This is a genomic window from Pseudomonas cannabina (genome assembly GCF_900100365.1).
GTDB lineage: Bacteria > Pseudomonadota > Gammaproteobacteria > Pseudomonadales > Pseudomonadaceae > Aquipseudomonas > Aquipseudomonas cannabina.
This window is the reverse complement of the sequence record NZ_FNKU01000001.1, coordinates 4,802,648-4,825,761: the sequence shown is the minus strand read 5'-3', so window position 1 is coordinate 4,825,761 and position 23,114 is coordinate 4,802,648. Positions and strand designations below refer to the sequence as shown.

Sequence of the window (23,114 nt, the reverse complement as noted above, 5' to 3'; positions counted from 1 at the left end):
TTCAACCGGCTTTGACGACGATGGCAGTAATGTTGTCGGGTGCGCCCCGTGTCAGCCCGAGGTGCACCAAGCTGCGTACGATTTCGTACGGGTCCTTGTGACTCAGTACGTCACGAATCTCATGGTCTTCGGCGGTCTTGTTCAAACCGTCGCTGCACAGCAGGTAGGTGTCGCCGGGCAGGATCTGGAGTTGCGCCTGCGACAGTTCGAGCCGGTCCTGAACCCCGATTGCCCGGGTGACGATGTTAGAGCGCGGATGCACTCGCGCTTGCGCTTCGTTGAGCAAGCCGCTGTCCATCAAGTCCTGCACATAGCTGTGATCGCGTGAAATACCTTGCAGCTCGCCGTCGCGCAGGCGATACAGGCGGCTGTCACCGGCCCACAGGCAAATGCCCTGATTTCCACGCACCGCCAGCAATACCACCGTGCTGCCCATCATGCTCACATTGCGTTGATGGGTTTCCTTGCGCACTGCCGCGTTCACTTCATCCAGGCGTTCGCGCAACAACTCGGCGCAGGCATCCAGCGCGGAGGCAGAAGGCGAATTGCGCAGGGTATCGACGATCAGGCTGCTCACGTAGTCGCCCGCCGCGTGCCCGCCCATGCCATCCGCCACGACCCACAAGCCGTCGGCGGACCTCTCCAGAAAGGCGTCTTCGTTGATCTGACGGACCATACCGACATGGCTGTAGCTGGCCGACGTGTAAGTCATGCTTGAGGGTGCGCTCATCTAGACCTCCGCCCCCTTGCCCAACAGGAAACTGCCGAAATCCGCCGCAGCCGGTAGCCCTTCACAACGCAGCATGCCCGGTGCAATGCTTTGCGACCCGTTGCCCCACCAGACGCTGGCACCTTCGCAGGCGCGCTCGACCAGCGCGGTACTCCGCTCCTGAGGTGTAACGGCAGAAAAGCGTTGCAGCCCGGCAAAAGCGTGCACCGGCTGACGTTGCGCCAGTAGCGGCGCGCCCAGCGCCTGCAGCCCGGCTTCGAACGACTCGAACGTCGCCTGCGGTTCAAGCGTCGCCAGCAGCAGCTCTTCCGCTTGCTCGAACCAGCCATCCGCGCCACTGAGCAGTGAACCCGGTGCCTGTCCGGCTTCGATGGGCACCGCGACTGTCATCGGAAAGTAGCGACCGACCCGATCAATGCTCGGCATCAATACGCCGGTGACCGCCTGTGGGCCACATACGCCCGAGGCCAGCACGAACCGCCACAGCGGGCTGATCAGGTAGGCATCGAGCCAGGCACCGCCGAGCTGTTTCTGGCTCGCGAGCAAGCCGGCCGCCAGCCAGGCATCCCACGGCTGAATAAAGCTCTGCGGCAAATCGCGGCTGACGAAATCGCCACGGCTGGCCAGTTTTCCGTAGAAGCCCACCGCTGTCATAACCGCTCCGGCAGACTGAAGCCGCTCAACACGCGACTTTTGAACGGGTTGAATGCGCTGTTGGCGCGAAGTTCGTAAGAGATACTGGCGCCGTCAACGCGCAGTCGCAGATTGAAACGATCTGGCGCATTGCCTGCCGTCAGGTCTGACTGTTCCAGCAGGCGAAACCAGGCCCAGGGCCCATCGAGCGTTACACCTGAACGGCCACTGGCAGACGGTGGCGAAATCGACAGCCGCACGACGCCGATACTGCCCGGATTCGGCCACTGCATGGCGACCGGACGGCTGGGGCCGTGGTCATAACTGATCTGCTGACCATCCAGATCCAGCAGAAACTGGGTGATGGAGGCGTCCATGGCGATCGGTTTCAGCTCGAAACGAACCGTCGGCTGAGTGCCTCCGGAGCGAAAGAACGCCTCGCGAATCGCACTTGCACGCTGGAATGTTTGCAGCACGCCCGCATTGATCCCCAGCTTTTGCGCAGCACCGGGCTGCCAGCGCCAGGTGCTGGCAGATGTGTCGACATAAGGCTGCAGGTATTTGCGGAAATAGCTGTCCATCACGCCACCGACACCGAAGAACTGACCGAAATCGTCCAGCGTCGCGTCACGCGTGCTGCCGGGGGACATCGGATAGCGGCCGCTGAGTGACTGGCGATAGACGTTCACCACCTCGCTGACCCAGGCAGCATTGAGCTGATTGCGCACCCCGCCCATCATCGTGTTGGTCGTGGAGCTGACAACCGATTTGACCAGCCCCTGCACCAGAGGCGGCTGACGCTCCGCGGTGAGGCTGACCCGTGCGGCAGCGGCGGTGGCCTGATTTTTCGCCTCACCGAGCAACGCATCGCCACTGGCCCCGACCATAGCGCTGACCTGCACATAAAGCGCGTTCATGTCGGAAAGCAACGCATCGATTGCCGCAGGCTCACCTTCGCCTTTACTGACCAGACCCTTGAGATCGGCAAAATGCGCGCTCACCGGGTCCTCCACTGCCACCGGCGCAGTACTGGCGGCCGCCTGCTGCTGGCCCAACAACGAACCGAGGCGCTGCTTGAGCTGGTCAACGTTGCCATCGACCTTCTTGCCTTGTGCCGCGAGGAGTTTCTCCTCTTCCTGCAAGTCGGTTTCTCTGGCCACTGCCGACAGCAGTTTTTTCAAGGGCGAAGCCGGCCCCGAGATAACCCGCAGCACATCGGCAGCCTGCGCCACGCTGGTAATCGGCACAAAGTCGATGTCCGCCAGTAACGCATCCCACTGGCGCACGTAATCCTGGAAGTACAAGCGACGCACTTCGGCAGCCAGGCTGGCCACATCCAGTTGTTCAGCCTGATCACGGCCCAGTACCCACTGTTCTTCTGCCAGCGTTGAAGCCTGGTTGAGGCTGCTCAGCAGAAAGCCCTCGCGATAACCCTTGGCGGTGAACAGGCCACTGAGCGGCTCAGTCAGAGGCTTGCCACTCTTGCGACTGAACACCAGTGCCGCGTCACGGCCACCGGCTTCGCTTAAGCGAAAATCCGGCACGCCGTCAGGCAGTTTCTGCCGTTTGACCCGGTCATAGACGCGCTGCGCCACCGGCAATTGCTGCAATTGGCGGCGCAGGTCATCGATCAGGCGCTGATCCAGACGGGCTTTGGGCGGGTGCCGCTCGAACAGCGCCTGCAAGTGCTCGCCCAGTGCCAGCCGCTGTTCCGGCGGCAGATCGCGGGGCAGGCTGCTGTCCCAGTCCAGAGCAATCCAGGCTTTGATGAAATCCGGGTCGTAATGCTCCGTGTCGGCAAGCATCAGATAAGCCTTCAGGCCCTCGTACAGAAAGTCCGAAGAACCCCCGTTGTGCAATTGCTCTTCCAGCCGTGTCACCAGGCGCGGCGCGAACACGGCGATCAGCAGCTTGCGGTAGACGCTGGACGACTCGGCCTCGAGCATGTCGCCCTGATACAGGCCCAAACCTTGCGCCCAGTCCGGCGGTTCACTGGCCAGATGGCGGACCGCGTTGAGCAGCGGCAGTACCGCCAATACATCACGCTGAGCGGGGCTGAGGTTCTGGACGGTCTGGCCAAGTGGCGCGACTTTCTGATCGACCTGCGCGATGTAGCGCTGGTTGGCGTTGTAACTGATCAGCCACAGTGCGCCGACCAGCAATACCACCGCAACCGTTGCAGCCAGCACAGCGCGGGCGATCCACTTGCGGCGGCGCTCCACTTTGGGGTCGACCCCCATCAACCCCTGTTCGGCAAACGCCACGGCGGTGAACAATCGCTCAATGAAATAACTGCGTCCGGTACCGGTTTGCCGCGCCAGGTGCTGTCGATCCAGGTTCATGCTCTGGGCCATGCTGCCGATCAGACGATCGATCGGGCTGCCTTCCTGCGTGCCGCTGGTAAAATACACGCCACGCAGTAGCGCGCGCTCCTCGAACGCATTGGGCTTGAAGACGCCGTCGAGAAAGCCTTGCAGCGTTTGCCTGAGCGCAGCGAACTGCTGCGGGAAGCCATAAATCAGGTCGCGCCGCGCCGGGTCACGCTCTTGCTGCAAGCGCTCCACCAGCCGTTCATTGAGACGCTGCTCCAGCGCCGAAAACTCTTTCTGGAAGTCCTGCAGCGGCCCTTCGGCACTCTTGCCGTCGTCCAGCGCAAACGTCATGCCCCAGACTTGAGCGCGCTCTTCCTTGCTCAGCGCATCGAAGAACTCCATGAAGCCCGGCACCAGATCGAGCTTGGTCAGCATCAGATAGATCGGGAAACGCACGCCCAGTCGAGTGTGCAGTTCCTGAATACGCAGGCGAATCGCGGCGGCATGATCAGCTCGCTCGGTATCGCTGCCAAGCAACAGATCGGAAAGGCTGATGGCAATGAACGCGCCGTCGATGGGCCGACGCGCACGCTGGGTCTTGAGCAGATCGAGAAAGCCCAGCCATGCGGCCTTGTCGACTTGCGCGTGGCTGTCCTGAGTGGTGTAGCGACCTGCGGTGTCGAGCAGCACCGCCTGATCGGTGAACCACCAGTCGCAGTTGCGTGTTCCCCCCACGCCACGAACGGCACCCGCGCCAAGCTGGGCTGCGAGTGGAAAATGCAGACCCGAGTTGACCAGCGCGGTGGTCTTGCCCGAACCGGGCGGGCCGATGATCACGTACCACGGCAGCTCATAAAGATTACGCCGCTGATCACCGCCCAGACGGGCCTTTTTCAGCAGGGTAAGCGCTTCGTCCATACGCTGCCGCAAGGTCGCCAGTTCCTCGGCGGTGGCGACGCTGGCAGGGTCCGGCGCGGTCTCGGCGGCCAGGCTATGCATGACGGCTGCCGCCTGGCGACGGGCCTGAATGATGCGAAACACCCGGTAACCGATCCAGATCGCGAACAATAGAGTGATCAACGCCCAGCGGCGACCTTCCGGGACCAGGATGTCCAGCAGCGGACCAACAAACCAGATGATCAGGCTGAGCGCGATCAAGCCCAGCAGCGGGACGAGCCAGCGAATGACAAAACCGAAAAAAACCTTCACTCGACCCCCTCCGCCAATACAGTGATTTCAACCCGGCGATTCTTCGCTCGGCCTTCAGCGGTCGCGTTGGAACCCAGCGGCTCGGTATCGCTGCGCCCTTCAGCGGTGAAACGCTGCGGCTGGCCAGTCTTGGCGGCGAGGATTTGCAACACTTGCTCGGCACGCGCCTGCGACAGCGCCCAGTTGGACGGAAAGCGCAGGGTCGCGATGGGACGGTTGTCGCTGTGCCCGGTGATACGCACGTCACCCTTGACCTTGCGGATGGCATCGGCAATGCGCAGCATCAGTGGCTGGAAGTCGTCCACGATGGTGGCGCTGCCCGACGCAAAAAGCTCGTCACCGCGAATAGTCACCACCGAGCGATCCACGGCGTCTTCAACCGCCACCTTGCCGGCCTTGATGTCGTCGGCCAGAAAGCCTGCAAGACGCGGGCGTTCGATCAGTTTCGGCTGCGCCACGGGACGGTCGATGGACTGCACCGGAATCTCGCCCAGTGCATGAATATTCTTGAATACCGGCTCGGCGTCAGACGCCAGTTTCAGTCTCAGCACCAACAGCAACAGCAGCAACAGCGCCAGCCCGATGGCGACACCGACCCACGGCGGCATGAACTGGGTCAAGCGATCACGGGCGAGGGTCAGGCCGCGCCAGTGTGGCGAGAGCTCACGCTCATGCTCGCCGCGGGCGCTGCGGATCGCTGCACTGGTCCGCTCGCGAAGGGCTTCAAGTTCGCTGCGACCGTTGTTCATCACCCGATAGCGGCCCTCGAAGCCCAGGCACATGCACAGGTACAAAAGCTCCAGCAGGTACAACCGCTCGCGCGGGCTTTGCAGGCAGTGGTCGAGCAACTGGAAAACCTTTTCACCTCCCCAGGCTTCATTGTGCACCGTGATCAGCAGGCTTTGTTTGCCCCATTCGCTGGTGCTGCCCCACGGTGTACTCATGACCGCTTCATCAAGCGCGGTGCAAAGTACGTAGCGCCCCAGCAGCACATCGTTGCGAGCGACCCCGGCCGCTTCGGCGCGCTCCTCGAACTGGCGCAGCCAGGCCAGCAATTGCGCCCGCAGGCTGGCCGGTGCCGGGTGGGCGATGGTGCTGCGCAGACGGGCCAGCAAGGCCAGCAGCGGACCTGCGGCACTTTCCAGCGGATTGAGCCCCTGCGCCTGACCGGTTGCCAGCGGCGCCGCTGGCACATTGAGCGGCGGAGCGGGCTCCGGAGCGCCACTGGACCCGCTGCGACCGCCCGGACGCGGCATGAACTGGGTGCGGTCGCTGGCGGGCGGGGATGAACCGTCGTCGTTGGAATGCATCGCGGTTTATCCTCGAATGGCCCAGAAGGCCAGGTTCAGCCCCGGGAATTCACCCGCGACATGAAAGGCAAAGCCACCGGAGTGCATCAGCTGTTTCCAGTGCTCGCTGCCACGGTCCAGCTCGTAGTAAGTCGAGCCCGCGTGGTACGGAATCTGTCGCGGCGCCACGGGAAGTGGCAACAGGCCAATGCCGGGCAATTGCAGGTTGACCAGATCACGGATGTGCTCCACCGAGCCGATTTTGCTCTGCTGACTGAAACGCCCGCGCAGGGTTTCGCTCGGAATATCAGCACGCACCACAAGGATGAAGCTTGCGGTGTCGATCAGGGTCTTGTCTGCCAGCATCGCGACATGCACGCCGTAGGCTTTTTCAACGATTGGAATAGGCGTGGCCTTGCTGTCGATCAGCATCGACAGCGCCTCGCGCAGCGCGTGCATGACCGGCGTAAAACTCAATGTCAGATCGTCATGCTGATAACGCGGTAAATCCTCAGGGCGACGGCTGCTCGACGAGAAGGTCGCAAACTCCCCGGCCAGCGCGACCAGTACGCTGTAGAAACGCTCGGGGTGCACAGGGCTCAACTGACTCAGGTGGTTGATCAGCGGCTCGGCGCGATTGACTAGTTGCAGCAACATGAAATCAGCGATTTCCGAAGCGCCGCCCGCGCCAGACGCCACAACCCGCCCGGCCAGCGCTTCGCCACGTTGGCGCAACAGGCCATGCAGCTCGCTGCGAAACGCCGACAGCGGCCGGCTTGCAGTAACGTCGAGCACCGGCGGGATGTAGCTGTCATCCAGCACCAGCGCGCGGTCGGCGCGCTTTTCCTTGATACGCACCACGCCAATGGCAGCGTAATCGCCCAAGCCGTCCTCAGCCGTCAGCAGGCGCAGGGCTCTGGAGCCGACGGCCACTGGCGCGCGGTTTTCGAACGGAGCGTTGTCATCACGCACCTCGCGCACTTGGCTGAGGTAACGCGCGCCGCCCAACGCTTCGCCTTCGTCCACGGTATCGCGTGCACCGGCGCGCTTGAGCGGCAAGGCCAGGTACACCACGCCGTCACGCAGGTTGTCATCGATGCTCAACGGGCTGGGCGCCAGATCATCCTGCGGAATGCTGAAAGGCGTGCCGTCGGGCAGCAAACCCCGGGCCGAAATGATTGCCAGCTTGCCCTGGGCCAACAGACCCTGATCGATCAACAGCTCGGAAAACCCCCACGCGCCTACCGACAGTGGCCGATTGCGGGCATCGATCAGGTTTTCCAGGTATCGGTCATGCTGCTGAAAGTGCTGAGTTCCGATGAACATGCCTTCCGACCAGACCACTCGATTGTTCCAGGACATGGGTACTCCGTTTGCTATTGAGCCGGGCGGGTTGGGGTGGCGACGTCAGTGCGTACGGCCTGCACATCGAGGCTGATGCGGTGTTCGCTGGACTGTCGCGGCGAGACGTCGATGACGGCACGCCACTGCGCGCGATCTATTGCGCGATAGCCGACCACCAGGCCGATATGACGGGTCGCCGGATCAAGATGGCGAACAACACGTTGCTGCGCACCGGGCTGGACCAGCACTTCATCCTGATCGAGCAGATCGGGGCCCAGCGTGGCGCGCGCGCGCTCGGCCAGGGCGAAATAGTCCGCACGCAGGAAAGACGCTGTGTTTTTCAATTCGTAGAGGCGCACCCGAACGGGCGCAGCCTGACCGGTCGCGCCGGGGTTGAGCCCTGCGGCAGCTTGAAAGTCGAGCGTGACGGAAGCTTCCGAAGAGGATACAGACGCATCCTTCGGAGTTTGCACATCCTTGGCACAGGCACCCAGCAGCAATACGGTGAGAGCGGCCGAAACAACGCTGCGAAACATCCTTGATCCTTAAGTTCTGGCTAGTGGTGGTTGATCCTGCAACTCAGGGGCGGCGCAAACGGGCGCTGTGCTCCTCATAGGCGCGGCTGAACTCACGCCCGAAAAGCTCCTGAAAATCGTCTTCCGCTTCACGCGAAATATTGCTGTAGAGCTCGGTGAACTGCTGCCAGTAACGGGCTTGCCGGGAACCGCCCAGCAGGCTCGATAAAGCACCTGACGGTGCGCTCATGCGCGCCTCAAGCTCGGCAGGTTCAAAGCGTTTGAGCAGATGTTTGATCGCTGCCTGCACACCGGCCATCACAGCCAACTGGTGAGCGCGTAAATCATCAAAACTGTCGGTCACCGCCTGCTCCGGAGCCATGAACGCCTGATTGCCGTGACGCAGCAGCAGCAACAGGGCCTCATCGGCATTCGGGGCGAATTTCAACGGGTTGTTTTCCACCGGGCCGATCACGGTCTGCTGCATGCGGAACTCGCCCTTGAGGCTGGTGCGCGCCCGCAATACGTCGATCAGCCCTTCAACCATCAGCCGATAACTGCGCCCTATCGCCTCCATCTGGGCCTCGGCCTGGGCAGTGTCGATACGTAGCTGATCAAGGCCTGCACCGCGCAGAAAGGCTTGAAGCAGATCGGGCGTATGAGCGGAGGCAGCTTCGGCTGGCAACGGCGCAGCGACTGACGCTACGGCTGGAGCGACTGGGATGGCGGCGGGCGCGGGCGCCGTGAGCGGCGCGGCTTCAGGCCTCGTCAGTTCAGGCTCAGGCAGAGTATCGGGCCGCGGTTGTGTCGGTATCGGTGTCGGGGCGGGCGTATCGGCTAACAGGTCCCAGTCTTCGGGAATGAGTCCGACAGCGGGCGCGGGCTCAGGCATTTTCAGCGCGGGGATCGGTATCGAGGGCACCGGGGCTCGAAAGTCATGTTGCTCGGCAGGAACATGATCAGGCTGTGTCGGCGGCGCGATGCTCGACGGCGCCAGAAAGTCGAACAGATCAGGAAAGGTATCGTGTGCTGATCCGCCCTGAAAATGAGCGGTAGCCGGCGCGCTGCCTACCGGCGCAGCACCGGTTTGCGCTGCACCGCTCTGGCGCCCCATCAGCGCTTCGAAACTGTTAGGAGAGTCGATCCAGCTCGCTGGCATGACATCCGCAAAATTCAGACCCGCGTCGATGCGTGCCTGTATTTCATATTCACCAATGCGGATGATTTCGCCATCCTGAAGCGGTTCGCTGTTGCCGCGCCGCAGACGAATACCGGCATTGATCAGCTCGACACCATTGGTGCTGTAGTCGGTGAGGTAGTAACGGCCATCTTTGTACTGGACGACGCAATGCTTCTGGGAAACCAGGCGCTCGGGATCAGGCAGCACCCAGTCATTCTCCGGACCACGACCGATCGCCATCACCCCATTGTCCATTGATTTTTCAGGACATTGGCCAGGGGTTATCTTGTGATAACTGGTGATCGTCAGACACAGCGTCATTGCGCCTCCTTGCTTACAACGCGCATGAACAACAATAACGAAAAACCTGAAACGATGAGCGCAGCGGCCTGAATGAGGCAAAAAAGCTCAAAGAACGATTTTAAAAATTATTGGTGAACATGAAAGCACGCGACTTTATACACAATTCCATGACAGTGACACAGGCGACGGCAAAACAACATTTCGGTTGCCACCCCCGTCACACCTGCGCAAAGCCGACATAGCTTAACCTTGACAAGCCATCTGTACTACACCAAAAATGCACAACGCCCAAGCTCCGGTGATTTCATAGTGATATCACCGCAGGCGAGTAACAGCCATTCATGGAAGTTGTTCAGGAAACGTCCTGACGAGCCGCGCGACAACAACTGATTTGATAAGGAGATCGATCTTGGTGGATATACCGTTGCTGCTCGCTGCAGTTTCCGCCAACTTTCCTTGCGGCGATGATCTGGAATACGACCCGGATTTTCTGCAATTGGAGCGCGATGCCCAGGGCCGTCCTGAACGCGTCATGGGTGACTCGATACAACCTGCCGAGCCCCCCCAATGGCGCGCCATCGAGCAATCGAGCGTTGCGCTGCTGCAGCGCAGCAAAGACCTGCGCATCACCCATTTCCTTCTGCAAAGTGCCCTGGCGCTCGACGGCGTTGCCGGCCTGGGCAACGTGCTCACGCTCATCAGCGAGCTTCTCAAGCAATACTGGGCCGATATCTACCCGCAGCTTGATGCAGATGACGACAACGACCCCACCGTGCGCATTAATGCGCTGTCAGGTCTGACCTGCGACACCAATATCCGCCTGTTGCGCGAAAGCGTTCTGATTCGTTCCCGGGCTTTCGGCACTGTCAGCCTGCGCGCCGCGCTCAGTGCCAGCGGCCTGCAGAGCTTTGCCGATGAGACGCTGACCGCCGATACCTTGTCTGCCGCTCTGCGCGACAGTGATCCCGAGCAACTGGACGCCACCCGAAGCGCGCTGAGCGAAGCACGCTCGGCCGCCGAATTTATCGAGCGTTTCGTGTCCGAGCAGGTCGGTTCGGCACAGGGTGTCGACCTTTCCCCGCTGAAACAGCTGCTCAGGCAAGCCATGCAGATTCTGGGCGAACAGAGCGTCGCCAGTGCTGACAGCGAGCCTGTCGACGAAGCGCCAGAGTCTGCCGCGCAAGCGCCCGCCTCCATCACGCCAAGCGCGTCCGGCGACATTGCCACTCGCGACGATGTACTGCGCAGCCTTGATCGAATTCTGAGTTATTACACCCGCCACGAGCCTTCGAGCCCGCTGCCGGTGCTGTTGAACCGAGCAAAGAATCTGGTGCACGCCGATTTCGAAGCCATCGTGCGTAACCTGATTCCAGACGGTATGTCGCAGTTCGAAAACTTGCGCGGACCCGAGGCTGACTGACTCCCTGATGGGGTCTGTGTCCGGATCACGCAATCCCGTTACCGGCAACGACCGATGACGCCAACACCGTCGCAGCAGCGACCAGGAGGAGCAACGTGGCGAAAACCAGTTCTCAGAAATTCATTGCGCGCAATCGCGCGCCGCGAGTTCAGATCGAATACGACGTGGAGCTTTATGGCGCCGAGAAAAAGGTCCAGTTGCCCTTCGTCATGGGGGTCATGGCAGACCTTGCCGGCAAACCGGCAGAGCCTCTGGCAGCGGTGGCCGATCGCAAGTTTCTGGAAATTGATGTCGACAATTTCGACTCACGCCTCAAGGCCATGCAGCCACGTGTCGCGTTCAACGTGCCCAACGAGCTGACGGGCGAAGGCAACCTGAGCCTGGATATCACGTTCGAGAGCATGGATGACTTCAGCCCTGCGGCGGTTGCGCGCAATGTCGATTCACTAAAAAAACTCCTCGAAGCGCGGACGCAGCTGGCAAACCTGCTGACCTACATGGACGGCAAGACCGGCGCTGAAGAAATCATCATGAAGGCTATCAAGGATCCTGCGTTGCTCCAGGCCCTGGCGAGTGCGCCAAAGCCTCAGGACTCCGAGCCCAACGCGTAATCAGGACCAGACATCATGACCGAATCGAGTCGCGAAAATCAGCCACAAGCCGCCGTTGCCAACCAGCAGACCAGCGAGTTTGCGTCGTTGCTGCTGCAAGAGTTCAAACCCAAGACCGAGCGTGCCCGCGAAGCGGTCGAAACTGCCGTACGCACCCTCGCTGAACAGGCATTGGCGCAAACCGATCTGGTGTCCAACGACGCCATCAAGTCGATCGAGTCGATCATTGCAGCGATCGACGCCAAGCTGACGGCGCAAGTCAATCAGATCATCCACCATCCGGATTTCCAGCAAGTGGAAAGCGCCTGGCGTGGCCTGCACTATCTGGTCAGCAACACCGAAAGCGACGAGCAACTGAAGATTCGTGTCCTGAACATCTCCAAGCCGGAGCTGCACAAGACCTTGAAGAAATTCAAGGGCACGGCGTGGGACCAGAGCCCGATTTTCAAGAAGATGTACGAAGAAGAATACGGCCAGTTCGGCGGCGAGCCTTACGGCTGCCTGGTTGGCGACTACTACTTCGACCAGTCGCCACCGGACGTCGAACTGCTCGGCGAGCTGTCCAAGGTCTGTGCCGCCATGCATGCGCCGTTCATTGCGGCGGCCTCGCCCACCGTGATGGGCATGGGTTCCTGGCAGGAGCTGTCCAACCCGCGCGACCTGACCAAAATCTTCACTACCCCGGAATACGCAGGCTGGCGTTCGCTGCGTGAATCGGAAGACGCACGTTACATCGGCCTGACCATGCCGCGCTTCCTGGCTCGCCTACCTTACGGGGCAAAGACTGATCCGGTGGAAGCGTTCGCGTTCGAAGAGAACACCGACGGCGCCGACAGCGCCAAGTACACCTGGGCCAACGCGGCCTACGCCATGGCAGTAAACATCAACCGTTCGTTCAAGCATTACGGCTGGTGCTCGCGGATTCGCGGTGTCGAATCGGGCGGCGAAGTGGAAAATCTGCCTGCTCACACCTTCCCGACCGACGATGGCGGGGTGGACATGAAATGCCCGACCGAAATCGCTATTTCGGACCGCCGTGAAGCCGAGCTGGCCAAGAACGGATTCATGCCGCTGCTGCACAAGAAGAACACTGATTTTGCAGCGTTCATCGGCGCGCAGTCCTTGCAGAAGCCTTCCGAATACGATGACCCGGACGCCACCGCCAACGCCAACCTGGCCGCACGCCTGCCGTACCTGTTCGCCACCTGCCGCTTCGCGCACTACCTCAAATGCATCGTGCGCGACAAGATCGGCTCGTTCAAAGAGAAGGACGAAATGCAGCGCTGGTTGCAGGACTGGATTCTCAACTACGTCGACGGCGACCCGGCGCACTCCACAGAAACCACCAAGGCCCAGCATCCGCTGGCGGCAGCAGAGGTGGTGGTCGAAGACGTCGAAGGCAATCCGGGGTACTACAACTCCAGGTTCTACCTGCGCCCGCACTATCAGCTCGAGGGCCTGACCGTATCACTGCGTCTGGTTTCCAAGCTGCCCTCGGCCAAGGGTGCCTGACCACGTCCGCAGCCAGGGCTGCGAGCGGTTTTGCGCAATGCGAACAGGCTGCACGTCCAGACCGGTGTGCAGCCAATCAACACATGAGTGGTCCACGCCACATCAGGAGAGAACATGGCAGTCGATATCTTTATCAAGATCGGTGACATCAAGGGCGAGTCCATGGACAAGGCCCACAAGGAAGAGATCGATGTGTTGAACTGGAGCTGGGGCATGTCCCAGACCGGCAACATGCACACCGGCACAGGCGGTGGTGCAGGCAAGGTCAATATTCAGGACCTGTCGATTACCAAGTACGTCGACAAATCCACGCCGAACCTGATGATGCATTGCTCCAGCGGCAAGCACATCGACAAGGTCAAGCTGACCGTGCGCAAGGCTGGCGGTGAAAGCCAGGTCGAGTACCTGATCATCAATCTGGAAGAAGTGCTCATCACTTCATTGAGCACCGGCGGCTCGGGCAGCGATGATCGCCTGATCGAAAACGTCACCCTCAATTTCGCCCAGGTGCTGGTGGACTATCAGCCACAGAAAGCTGACGGCACCAAGGAAGGCGGCCCAGTCAAATACGGCTGGAACATCCGCTCCAACACCAAGCGCTGAGTGCATGCGGCCCCGTCAGCAGATGCCGGGGCCATCGGTATCCGGAAGCTCCGATCCATGCCGTTTCGAGATTGAATGATGGCCAAGCCAGCTTTTATCAATTTGTGGAAAGCGTACAACGACATGATGGGGACTTCGCCCAGCGGCAAGCCCTGCGATGGTCCTTGGGACAATCAGTGTGCGATCCGCCTGAGCATAGCGCTGTGCAATGAGCGTTCGCTTGCGGTTAACAGTTCTACCTACAGCGAGCCTCGTTGTGCTCACGGGCATGCCCGAGGTGCCGAATCTCTGGCCAACTGGCTGTGGAAAAAGAAACAACTCGGCGCGCCGAAAATCTACAGCAACAGTTCGGCAGACCGGAACAGCCTGATCGACAAGACAGGCGTTATCTTCTACAAGGATTTCTACGCACAGCCGAACGATGCAGAGGGCCATCCCACCGGCGACCATATCGACCTGTGGAATCGCGGCCAGACCCAGACCGGCCCGGGCCAAGGCTGTCTGGTTCTGGGAGCTGACGTGATGCGTAAATCGGTCGTGATTCCCGTGCTGACTGCCATGCTGATCAGCCTCAACGCGTGTGCCGAACAAACAGACCCGCCCCCCAATGGCCTGATCCAGGCCGAAGTCGGCGGCCAGCCACTCAGCCTGAGCAACGAGCAGGGACGTTGTACCCTGAACCGCGCGGAAAACGCGCCCCTGACGCTGGAAATGCAGTGGCCCTGCCGCTTCAGCGAGGACCTGCAAAAAAAAGTGCGCGTAGAAACGTATCGCAAGGCTCTTATCGTTATGGTCGAGCGCAGTGATCCGTTGCCCGCGCCAAGCAAGAACTGCGTCACTGATCTTCAGCCAGTGCGCCTGTTCAACGGCAAGCTTGAGGCATCGCCCGTCAGCCAGGTCGCCGCGTGCGGACCAGCCCACTGGGATCAGAAAGCGTTCGTCTGGCAGTTCGACTGGTGAACGACATCACTCTGCGCGAGCGCCTGCAGCCGTCGCTGCTCGATCGGCTGACCGACGAAGACCCGAGCAATCCGCAGGAAAGTGCGGACAAGCGCGTGTTGTCTCTCAGTCAGCTCAAGGCCTCGGTACTGCGTGATCTGGCCTGGCTGCTGAACACTACGTCATTGCTGGACGCCGATGCCACGCTGCACACTCCGGCCGGTACTTCGGTCGTCAATTACGGATTGCCGGCGCTGGCAGGCAACAGTGCGTCGAGCATCGATGTCAGCCAACTGGAAAGCCTGATTCACCGTGCGATTGTGACGTACGAGCCGCGCATTCTGCCCCAGACGCTGCAAGTGAGGGCCCGAGTGGGGCGTGACGAAATGAATCACAACGCATTGAGCTTCGAAATCCAGGGCGACCTGTGGGCTCAACCGGTCGCCCTGCCCTTGCTGCTGCGCACCGAACTGGATCTGGAATCCGGCCATGTCTACGTGATGCCTGCCGAACAGCGGAGGCGCTCATGAATCCGCGCCTGTTGGGCCTGTACAACCAGGAATTGCAGCACATCCGCGAAAGCGCCGCCGAGTTCGCCAGCGAATACCCGAAAATCGCCGGGCGTCTGACCTTGTCGGGCCTCGATTGCGCAGATCCGTATGTCGAGCGCCTGCTGGAAGGGTTCGCTTACCTGACCGCTCGCGTACAACTCAAACTGGACGCCGAATACCCGACCTTCACCCATAATCTGCTGGAAATCGCCTATCCGCACTACCTGGCGCCCACACCCTCGATGACCGTCGTGCAGCTGCAGACGGACCCGAACGAGGGTTCGTTGAGCAGCGGCTTTACCCTGCCCCGCGACAGCGTGATGCGTGCCGCACTGGGTCGCGACTCGCAAACACCCTGTGAGTATCGAAGCGCGCATGACGTGACGTTGTGGCCATTGCAGGTGACCCAGGCGGAGTACTTCGGCAATCCGGCAGCCGTGCTCGGACGCCTGGCCGCCAGCGAACCCAAAGCCAAGGCGGGGCTGCGCATTACCTTGCGCACGGGCGCAGAGCTGACCTTTGACAAGCTGGCGCTGGATAACCTGCCGTTGTTTCTGCATGGCGCAGACGAACAACCCTTTCGCCTTTATGAGCAACTGCTCGGCAACGCCTGTGCCGTGTTTGCCCGCCAGCCCGGCGGCGACTGGGTGGAGCGCCTGTCGGCCGACGCCTTGCGCCCCTGCGGGTTCGATGACCGTGAAGCGGCATTGCCCGTGGTACCCCAAGCCTTTCAGGGCTACCGCCTGTTGCAGGAATATTTTGCCCTGCCGCAACGCTTTCTGTTTGTCGATTTCAGCCAACTGACCCGTGCCGTGCAGCGTTGCTCCGGGCAGGAGCTGGAACTGATCGTGCTGTTCAACAGTTTCGAGCAAAGCCTGGAAAGCAGCATCGGCGCCGAGCAATTCGTACCGTTCTGCACACCCGCCATCAACCTGTTCCCGCGCCGTCTTGACCGCATTCACCTGACCGATCGCGTCCATGAGCACCATGCAATTGCCGACCGTACGCGACCGATGGATTTCGAGATTCATTCGCTCAAGAGCTTGACCGGGCACGGCACCGGGCCAGATCAGCCATTCCTGCCGTTTTATACGGTGCGCGACCCGTCGCGTTACGGCCGTGACAAGGCGTATTACGTGCTGCGCCGGGAGCCGCGGGTGTTGTCCAGCGAGCAGCGACGCAATGGAACACGCTCGAACTATGTGGGCAGCGAGACGTTCATCAGCCTGGTCGACAGCCAGCAGGCACCTTACGGACATGATTTGCGCCAATTGGGCCTGACTGCATTGTGCACCAATCGTGATCTGCCCCTGTTCATGAGCGTCGGCAGCGGCAAGACCGACTTCACACTGGCCGACAGCGCGCCGGTGTCCGCCGTGCGCTGCCTGGCCGGCCCGAGCCGCCCGCGCGCCAGCCATGCCCACGACAACAAGGCCTGGCGCCTGATCAGCCAGCTGTCGCTGAATTACCTGTCATTGAGCGAACAGGGTCAGGGCGCAGCGGCATTGCGCGAACTGCTCCGGTTATACGGCGACGACAACGACGTTGCCCTGCAATTGCAGATCGAAGGCCTGCGCGAGGTCAGCAGCAAACCCTGCACCCGCCGCCTGCCGATGCCGGGCCCGATCGTATTTGGCCGGGGTCTGGAAATTACCCTGGAGTTTGACGAGAACGCCTTTCGCGGCACCGGAGTGTTTTTGCTCGGCACGGTGTTCGAGCGTTTCCTGGCACGTTACGTGTCGATCAACAGCTTTACCGAGACGGTGTTACGTACCACCGAACGCGGCGAGATCATGCGATGGAAAGCCCGACCCGGACGCCGTCCGACCCTTTGAATACTGTGACGGCCATGCACGAGCAGCCCTGGGAATTCGATTTCTTCCAGGCGCTACGGCGTATCGAGTGCGAATCGCCGGATTTGCCCAGAATCGGCCATTCCGTGCGGCTGGCCGACGACCCGTTACGGATGGGTCAACAACCGGACAGCGCGTTCGCCCCGTCGACACTGGCCTCCATGACGCCGGCGAGCGAAAACAGCCCGGCACGCCTGGAGCAGTTCTTTTTCGGCCTCGGCGGCCCTAACGGCGCGCTGCCGCTGCACATCACCGAGTACGTGCGCGAACGTCAGCGCAACAACGCCGACAGCACCAGCAAACGCTTTCTGGACGTGTTCCATCATCGGTTGCTGAGCCTGTTCTACCGCGCCTGGGCGGAAGCCCGTCCGACCGTCAGCCATGACCGCCCGGACGATGATTACTGGTCGGCACGGCTCGCCGCACTCAGCGGACGCGGCATGCAGAGCCTGCTTGAACAGGGCCTGATTCCGGACACGGCCAAATTGCATTTCAGCGGCCATCTGGCGGCGCAGACCCGCTACCCGGATGGCCTGCGCGCGATTCTGTCCGAGTACTTCGGCCTGCCGGTAGAGATCGAAGAATACGTCGGCCAGTGGCTTGAACTGCCTGAGCGCAGCCGCGCCGGTGTCCGTTCGAATCAACTGGGGGTGGACTTTTGTCTGGGCAGCCACGTCTGGGATCGTCAGCACAAGTTTCGTATACGGCTCGGGCCGCTCAAGTTCGCTGACTACATGGGCATGTTGCCTGATGGCCAGCCGTTCAAGGAGCTGGTGGCCTGGGTTGCGGAGTATCTGGGCCACGAACTGGACTGGGATCTGAACCTGATCCTGGAACAGCCCGAGGTCCCGGCTTTTCAACTCAACGGGCGTCAGCGGCTGGGTTTCAACACTTGGCTCGGCACGCCCGAAGAGGACGCCAGGGATTTGATTCTGGCTCGGCACTACGCCGACCAGGCAACGTCAGCACACCTTTCAAGGAGCAGGAAACATGGGTGAAATCAGTCGCGCCGCGTTGTTCGGCAAACTCAACAGCGTCGCCTACAAAGCCATCGAGGCGGCGACGGTGTTCTGCAAATTACGTGGCAACCCGTATGTCGAACTGGCGCACTGGTTTCATCAGTTATTGCAGCTTCAGGACTCGGACCTGCACCGCATCATCCGTCAGTTCAACGTAGAACCGGCGCGCCTGGCCCGCGACCTGACCGAAGCGCTGGATCGCCTGCCACGCGGTTCGACATCAATCACCGATCTGTCTTCCCACGTCGAAGAAGCGGTCGAGCGCGGCTGGGTGTACGGCAGCCTGATGTTTGGTGAAAGTCAGGTGCGCACCGGCTATCTGGTGATCGGTATCCTCAAGACGCCAAGCCTGCGCCATGCCCTGTTGGGCCTGTCGGCAGAATTCGACAAGATCAAGGTCGAAGCCCTGAGCGAACGTTTTGACGAGTACATTGGTGACTCCCCGGAAAACGCCTTGAGCGCCAGCGACGGTTTCAATGCAGGTGCCGTTCCGGGTGAAGCCAGCGGCGCCATGTCACCCAGCGCGCTGGGCAAGCAGGAAGCACTGAACAAATTTACCGTCGACCTGACCGAGCAGGCGCGCAGCGGCAAGCTGGACCCCATTGTCGGTCGTGATGAAGAGATTCGTCAGATGGTCGACATCCTGATGCGCCGCCGCCAGAACAACCCGATCCTGACCGGTGAAGCCGGTGTCGGCAAGACCGCCGTCGTGGAAGGTTTCGCCCTGCGCATCGTTGCCGGTGATGTGCCGCCTGCGCTCAAGGATGTCGAGCTGCGCAGTCTGGATGTCGGCCTGCTGCAGGCCGGCGCCAGCATGAAAGGCGAATTCGAACAGCGTCTGCATCAGGTCATCGAAGATGTTCAGGCCTCGCCCAGACCGATCATTCTGTTCATCGACGAAGCCCACACGCTGGTCGGTGCGGGCGGCGCAGCAGGTACGGGCGATGCTGCCAACCTGCTCAAACCGGCACTCGCACGCGGCACATTGCGAACCGTCGCGGCGACTACATGGGCCGAGTACAAGAAACACATTGAAAAAGACCCGGCCCTGACTCGCCGCTTTCAGGTCGTGCAGGTCGCCGAGCCGTCGGAAGACAAGGCGCTGCTGATGATGCGCGGTGTGGCTTCGACCATGGAGCAGCACCATCAGGTGCAAATCCTCGATGAGGCGCTGGAAGCGTCGGTGAAACTGTCCCACCGGTATATCCCGGCGCGTCAGTTGCCGGACAAGTCCGTCAGCCTGCTGGACACCGCCTGTGCGCGCGTTGCGATCAGCCTGCATGCAGTTCCGGCCGAAGTGGACGACAGCCGTCGCCGCATCGAAGCACTGGAAACTGAGTTGCAGATCATCGCCCGTGAACACGCCATCGGCATTGTCACAGCGACCCGCCAGAGCCACAGCGAAACCTTGCTCAACGCCGAGCGCGAACGCCTGGCAGTGCTGGAAACCCGCTGGGCCGATGAAAAGACGCTGGTCGACGAGTTGCTGGCGCTGCGTGCGCAGTTGCGTGACAGCGCCGGGATCGTGGATGTGATTGCCGATCCGGATAACCACGAGCAAAAGGCGCTGCGCGAACAGCTGGTCGATTTGCAGCAGCGTCTGAGCGCGTTGCAAGGCGAAAACCCGCTGATTCTGCCGACCGTAGACTATCAGGCGGTGGCTTCGGTGGTTGCTGACTGGACCGGCATCCCGGTGGGCCGTATGGCGCGCAACGAGCTGGAAACCGTGCTCAATCTGGATCAGCACCTGAAGAAGCGCATCATCGGCCAGGACCACGCCCTGCAAATGATCGCCAAGCGTATCCAGACCTCGCGCGCCGGGCTGGACAACCCGAGCAAGCCGATTGGCGTGTTCATGCTGGCCGGTACGTCCGGCGTGGGCAAGACCGAAACAGCGCTGGCGCTGGCCGAGGCCATGTACGGTGGCGAGCAGAACGTCATCACCATCAACATGAGCGAGTTTCAGGAAGCACACACCGTATCAACGCTCAAGGGTGCGCCGCCGGGCTACGTCGGTTATGGCGAAGGCGGTGTGCTGACCGAAGCAGTTCGCCGCAAACCCTACAGCGTGGTGCTACTGGATGAAGTCGAAAAAGCCCACCCGGACGTGCACGAAATTTTCTTTCAGGTGTTCGACAAAGGCGTGATGGAGGACGGCGAAGGTCGGGTGATCGACTTCAAGAACACCCTGATTCTGCTGACCACCAACGCTGGCACCGAACTGATCTCGCACCTGTGCAAAGACGTGCTGAACGTCCCGGACCCGGAAGCCATCGCCAAGGCGCTGCGTCAACCACTGCTGGAGATCTTCCCGCCCGCGCTGCTCGGTCGACTGGTGACCATCCCGTATTACCCGCTCAGCGACAGCATGCTCAAGGCCATCACTCGCTTGCAGCTTGACCGTATCAAAAAGCGTGTCGAGAGCACCCACAAGGTTGCGTTCGATTACGACGATGACGTAATCGACCTGATCGTATCGCGCTGCACCAAAACCGAAAGCGGCGGGCGCATGATCGACACGATTCTGACCAACACGCTGCTGCCGGACATGAGCCGCGAGTTCCTGACCCGCATGCTGGAAGGCAAGGCGCTTGCCGGCGTTCGCATCAGCCAGCGCGATAACGAACTGCATTATGAGTTCAGTGATGCAACGGCCTGACACGCTCGGCGCGCTGCAGCCGTTGAACGCTGAACGGGACAACCCATGAACTTCAAGCAACTCACGCGTCTGGCACAAGTCAGCAGCCCACTCGGCCCGGATGTGCTGCTGCTCAAGGAAATGAGCGGCGGCGATGAGCTGGGGCGGCTGTTCAGTTACGACCTGCAACTGACCTCGGTCGACGGCGCGCTGGACCTCAACCAGTTGCTGGGCAAGCCGATGAGCCTGTCCGTGCAACTGGCGGGCGGTGCACCGCGTTATTTTCATGGCATTGCGGCGCGCTGCAGCCAGAACGTGACCCGCGATCAGTTCGCCAGTTATCAGGTCACGCTGCGCCCATGGCTGTGGCTGTTGACCCGCACATCCGACTGCCGGATTTTCCAGAACCTGACCATCCCGCAGATCATCAAACAGGTGTTCCGCGACTTGGGTTTTTCCGACTTCGAGGACGCCCTGAGCAAACCGTATCGCGAGTGGGAATACTGTGTGCAGTATCGCGAGAGCAGTTTCGATTTCGTCAGCCGCTTGATGGAGCAGGAAGGGATTTATTACTTTTTCCGTCACGAAAAGGATCGTCACGTACTGGTGCTGGCCGATGCCTACGGCGCTCATCAACCGGCGGCCGGTTACGAGTCGGTACCCTACTTTCCACCCGACGGCCAGCATCGTGAGCGTGATCATATCAATGACTGGCGTCTGGCTCAGGAAGTGCAGCCGGGCTCGCTGGAACTGAATGACTACGACTTCCAGCGACCGAGCGCGAGCATCGACGTGCGCTCGGCCATGCCGCGTCCGCACACCGCGGGCGATTATCCGCTTTACGACTACCCCGGCACTTACGTGCAGAGCCAGGATGGCGAGCACTACGCACGCACTCGCCTGGAAGCGCTGCAAAGCCTGCACGAACGGGTCGAACTCAGCGGCAACGCGCGGGGGCTGGGTGCCGGGCACCTGTTCAGCCTGACCGGTTTCGGCCGTCAGGATCAGAATCGCGAATACCTGATCGTCGGCGCGCGCTATTACCTGGCGCAGGAAAGCCTGGAAAGCGGCGCTTCCGGGGGCGGCGTGCAATTTGAACTCGGCCTGAGCTGCATTGATGCCCAGCAGAGCTTTCGGCCACTGGCCACGACCCAGCGCCCGATCGTCAAAGGCCCGCAGACCGCCGTGGTGGTAGGTCCCGCTGGCGAAGAAATCTGGACCGACCAGTTCGGCCGGGTGAAGGTGCATTTCCACTGGGACCGCCACGATCAGTCCAACGAAAACAGCTCGTGCTGGATTCGCGTTTCGCAAGCCTGGGCCGGCAAAAACTGGGGATCGATGCAGATCCCGCGCATCGGCCAGGAAGTGATCGTCAGTTTTCTGGAAGGCGATCCCGACCGCCCGATCATCACTGGCCGTGTGTACAACGCCGAACAGACCGTGCCTTACGACCTGCCCGCCAATGCCACCCAGAGCGGCATGAAAAGCCGCTCCAGCAAGGGCGGCACGCCTGCGAATTTCAACGAGATTCGCATGGAGGACAAGAAAGGTGCAGAGCAGTTGTACATTCATGCGGAGCGCAATCAGGACGTGATCGTCGAGGTGGATGAAAGCCACTCGGTGGGCCACGACCGGTTCAAGAGTATCGGTCATGACGAGACCGTATTGATCGGCAACAACCGCGTCCGCATCGTCAAACAGGACGATGTGTTGGCCGTCGGATCGAGCAAGACCGACAGCGTCAGCCAGAGCTACATCATTGAAGTGGGGGAAAACCTGCGGCTGGTATGCGGCAAAAGCGTGCTGGAGCTCAACGCCAGCGGCCAGATCAATATCTGCGGTGTGCAGATCAGCCTGCACGCCAGCGGCGACGCGCAATTCAATACCGGTGGCGTGCTGCACCTGAACAATGGCAAGGGTGCCGATGCCGCGCCTGACGGTCAGGGCATCAAAGCCACCATCGACGCGAATATCGCCAGCGCCTTTCCCAAGCCCCAATAACGAGATGTCAGCCCCATGGTTTACCGCCTCAATGAGTTTCAGCTGCAACTGCCCGAGAGCGAACTGCTGGACGCATCGATCAACATTCTCAAGTTTCCGGCGCTGGGAACGTCGTTGATTGTCAGCCGCAGTCAACTGGCCGACGGCGAAACCCTGCACAGCAACTTGGACGCGCAACTGAAGCGCCTGGAGCAGCAGGTTCAGGACCTGCGCTATCAACCGGTGCAAAGCACACGCCTGGGTGCCGATCAGTCGATTGAAGCGATCGAGCTGCGCAGCCAGTTCAGCAAGGGCGCTGAAAAAGTCTTTCAGTTCCAGCTGGCGCTGGTGCTGCCGGGCACCCGCAAGATGATCGCCCTCAGTTACGTCAAGGCTCAGCCGCTGGGGGATGCGGAGGCAGCCCATTGGGCGACGCTCAAGCAGACGCTGACCCTCGCATGAAGAGCGCCCTG

Annotated in this window: 18 protein-coding genes and 1 pseudogene; 12 read left to right on the top strand and 7 right to left on the bottom strand. The window is 61.1% G+C overall.

Annotated elements, in window-relative coordinates:
* Position 1: 1 nt before the first annotated feature.
* From BLT55_RS22840 to tagH, 7 genes are read right to left on the bottom strand one after another with little or no spacing between them, the layout of a single operon-like run.
* The gene (locus BLT55_RS22840; protein WP_042914251.1) at positions 2–730 is read right to left on the bottom strand and encodes a PP2C family protein-serine/threonine phosphatase; all 729 of its coding nucleotides are present in this window, start codon (positions 728–730) and stop codon (positions 2–4) included.
* Positions 731–1,384: a type VI secretion system-associated protein TagF gene (gene tagF, locus BLT55_RS22835; protein ID WP_055000407.1), complete on the bottom strand. Its 654-nt coding sequence runs from the start codon at positions 1,382–1,384 to the stop codon at positions 731–733.
* Positions 1,381–4,884, bottom strand: a complete 3,504-nt coding sequence (gene tssM / locus BLT55_RS22830; RefSeq protein WP_055000406.1) for a type VI secretion system membrane subunit TssM — start codon at positions 4,882–4,884, stop codon at positions 1,381–1,383. The genes tagF and tssM overlap by 4 nt, the downstream gene beginning before the upstream one ends.
* Positions 4,881–6,194, bottom strand: a complete 1,314-nt coding sequence (locus BLT55_RS22825) for a DotU family type VI secretion system protein (RefSeq protein ID WP_074800923.1) — start codon at positions 6,192–6,194, stop codon at positions 4,881–4,883. The genes tssM and BLT55_RS22825 overlap by 4 nt, the downstream gene beginning before the upstream one ends.
* 6 nt (positions 6,195–6,200) lie before the next feature.
* Entirely contained in the window at positions 6,201–7,535 is a 1,335-nt protein-coding gene (tssK, locus tag BLT55_RS22820; RefSeq protein ID WP_074800920.1) for a type VI secretion system baseplate subunit TssK, read from the bottom strand.
* 14 nt (positions 7,536–7,549) lie between these two features.
* Positions 7,550–8,053 carry a type VI secretion system lipoprotein TssJ gene (tssJ, locus tag BLT55_RS22815; protein ID WP_055002075.1) on the bottom strand — a complete coding sequence of 168 codons (504 nt, stop codon included), beginning with the start codon at positions 8,051–8,053 and terminating at the stop codon, positions 7,550–7,552.
* Positions 8,054–8,096: 43 nt separating this feature from the next.
* Positions 8,097–9,533: a type VI secretion system-associated FHA domain protein TagH gene (gene tagH, locus BLT55_RS22810; protein WP_055002074.1), complete on the bottom strand. Its 1,437-nt coding sequence runs from the start codon at positions 9,531–9,533 to the stop codon at positions 8,097–8,099.
* A 394-nt stretch (positions 9,534–9,927) separates the two neighbouring features.
* On the opposite strand from tagH, the gene tssA reads away from it, so the two are divergent.
* From tssA to BLT55_RS22750, 12 genes and pseudogenes are all read left to right on the top strand, one after another.
* Positions 9,928–10,935, top strand: a complete 1,008-nt coding sequence (gene tssA / locus BLT55_RS22805) for a type VI secretion system protein TssA (protein WP_055002077.1) — start codon at positions 9,928–9,930, stop codon at positions 10,933–10,935.
* Positions 10,936–11,030: 95 nt separating this feature from the next.
* The gene (gene tssB, locus BLT55_RS22800) at positions 11,031–11,546 is read left to right on the top strand and encodes a type VI secretion system contractile sheath small subunit (RefSeq protein ID WP_007252919.1); all 516 of its coding nucleotides are present in this window, start codon (positions 11,031–11,033) and stop codon (positions 11,544–11,546) included.
* A 15-nt stretch (positions 11,547–11,561) separates the two neighbouring features.
* Positions 11,562–13,058 (top strand): type VI secretion system contractile sheath large subunit, encoded by a 1,497-nt coding sequence (gene tssC, locus BLT55_RS22795; RefSeq protein WP_055002073.1) that lies wholly within the window; start codon positions 11,562–11,564, stop codon positions 13,056–13,058.
* A gap of 114 nt (positions 13,059–13,172) precedes the next feature.
* A complete protein-coding gene (locus tag BLT55_RS22790) occupies positions 13,173–13,661 on the top strand; it encodes an Hcp family type VI secretion system effector (protein WP_007252917.1) in 489 nt (162 codons plus the stop codon).
* Positions 13,662–13,739: 78 nt separating this feature from the next.
* A pseudogene (locus tag BLT55_RS22785) lies at positions 13,740–14,184 on the top strand (T6SS effector amidase Tae4 family protein).
* Positions 14,184–14,621 (top strand): hypothetical protein, encoded by a 438-nt coding sequence (locus tag BLT55_RS22780; protein WP_055002072.1) that lies wholly within the window; start codon positions 14,184–14,186, stop codon positions 14,619–14,621. Before BLT55_RS22785 ends, BLT55_RS22780 begins: the two are co-directional and overlap by 1 nt.
* A complete protein-coding gene (gene tssE, locus BLT55_RS22775) occupies positions 14,618–15,130 on the top strand; it encodes a type VI secretion system baseplate subunit TssE (RefSeq protein WP_375233509.1) in 513 nt (170 codons plus the stop codon). The genes BLT55_RS22780 and tssE overlap by 4 nt, the downstream gene beginning before the upstream one ends.
* Positions 15,127–16,986 (top strand): type VI secretion system baseplate subunit TssF, encoded by a 1,860-nt coding sequence (tssF, locus tag BLT55_RS22770; RefSeq protein WP_055002071.1) that lies wholly within the window; start codon positions 15,127–15,129, stop codon positions 16,984–16,986. The genes tssE and tssF overlap by 4 nt, the downstream gene beginning before the upstream one ends.
* A complete protein-coding gene (gene tssG, locus BLT55_RS22765; protein WP_055002070.1) occupies positions 16,950–18,002 on the top strand; it encodes a type VI secretion system baseplate subunit TssG in 1,053 nt (350 codons plus the stop codon). The genes tssF and tssG overlap by 37 nt, the downstream gene beginning before the upstream one ends.
* Complete coding sequence (gene tssH / locus BLT55_RS22760; protein WP_055002069.1) at positions 17,995–20,682, top strand: type VI secretion system ATPase TssH; 2,688 nt, start codon at positions 17,995–17,997, stop codon at positions 20,680–20,682. The genes tssG and tssH overlap by 8 nt, the downstream gene beginning before the upstream one ends.
* A 45-nt stretch (positions 20,683–20,727) precedes the next feature.
* On the top strand, positions 20,728–22,662 hold the full coding sequence (locus tag BLT55_RS22755) for a type VI secretion system Vgr family protein (protein WP_055002068.1): 1,935 nt from the start codon (positions 20,728–20,730) through the stop codon (positions 22,660–22,662).
* Between the two features lie 15 nt (positions 22,663–22,677).
* Positions 22,678–23,103, top strand: coding sequence for a DcrB-related protein (locus tag BLT55_RS22750; RefSeq protein WP_055002067.1), 426 nt, complete (start codon positions 22,678–22,680; stop codon positions 23,101–23,103).
* The last annotated feature ends 11 nt before the right edge of the window (positions 23,104–23,114 follow it).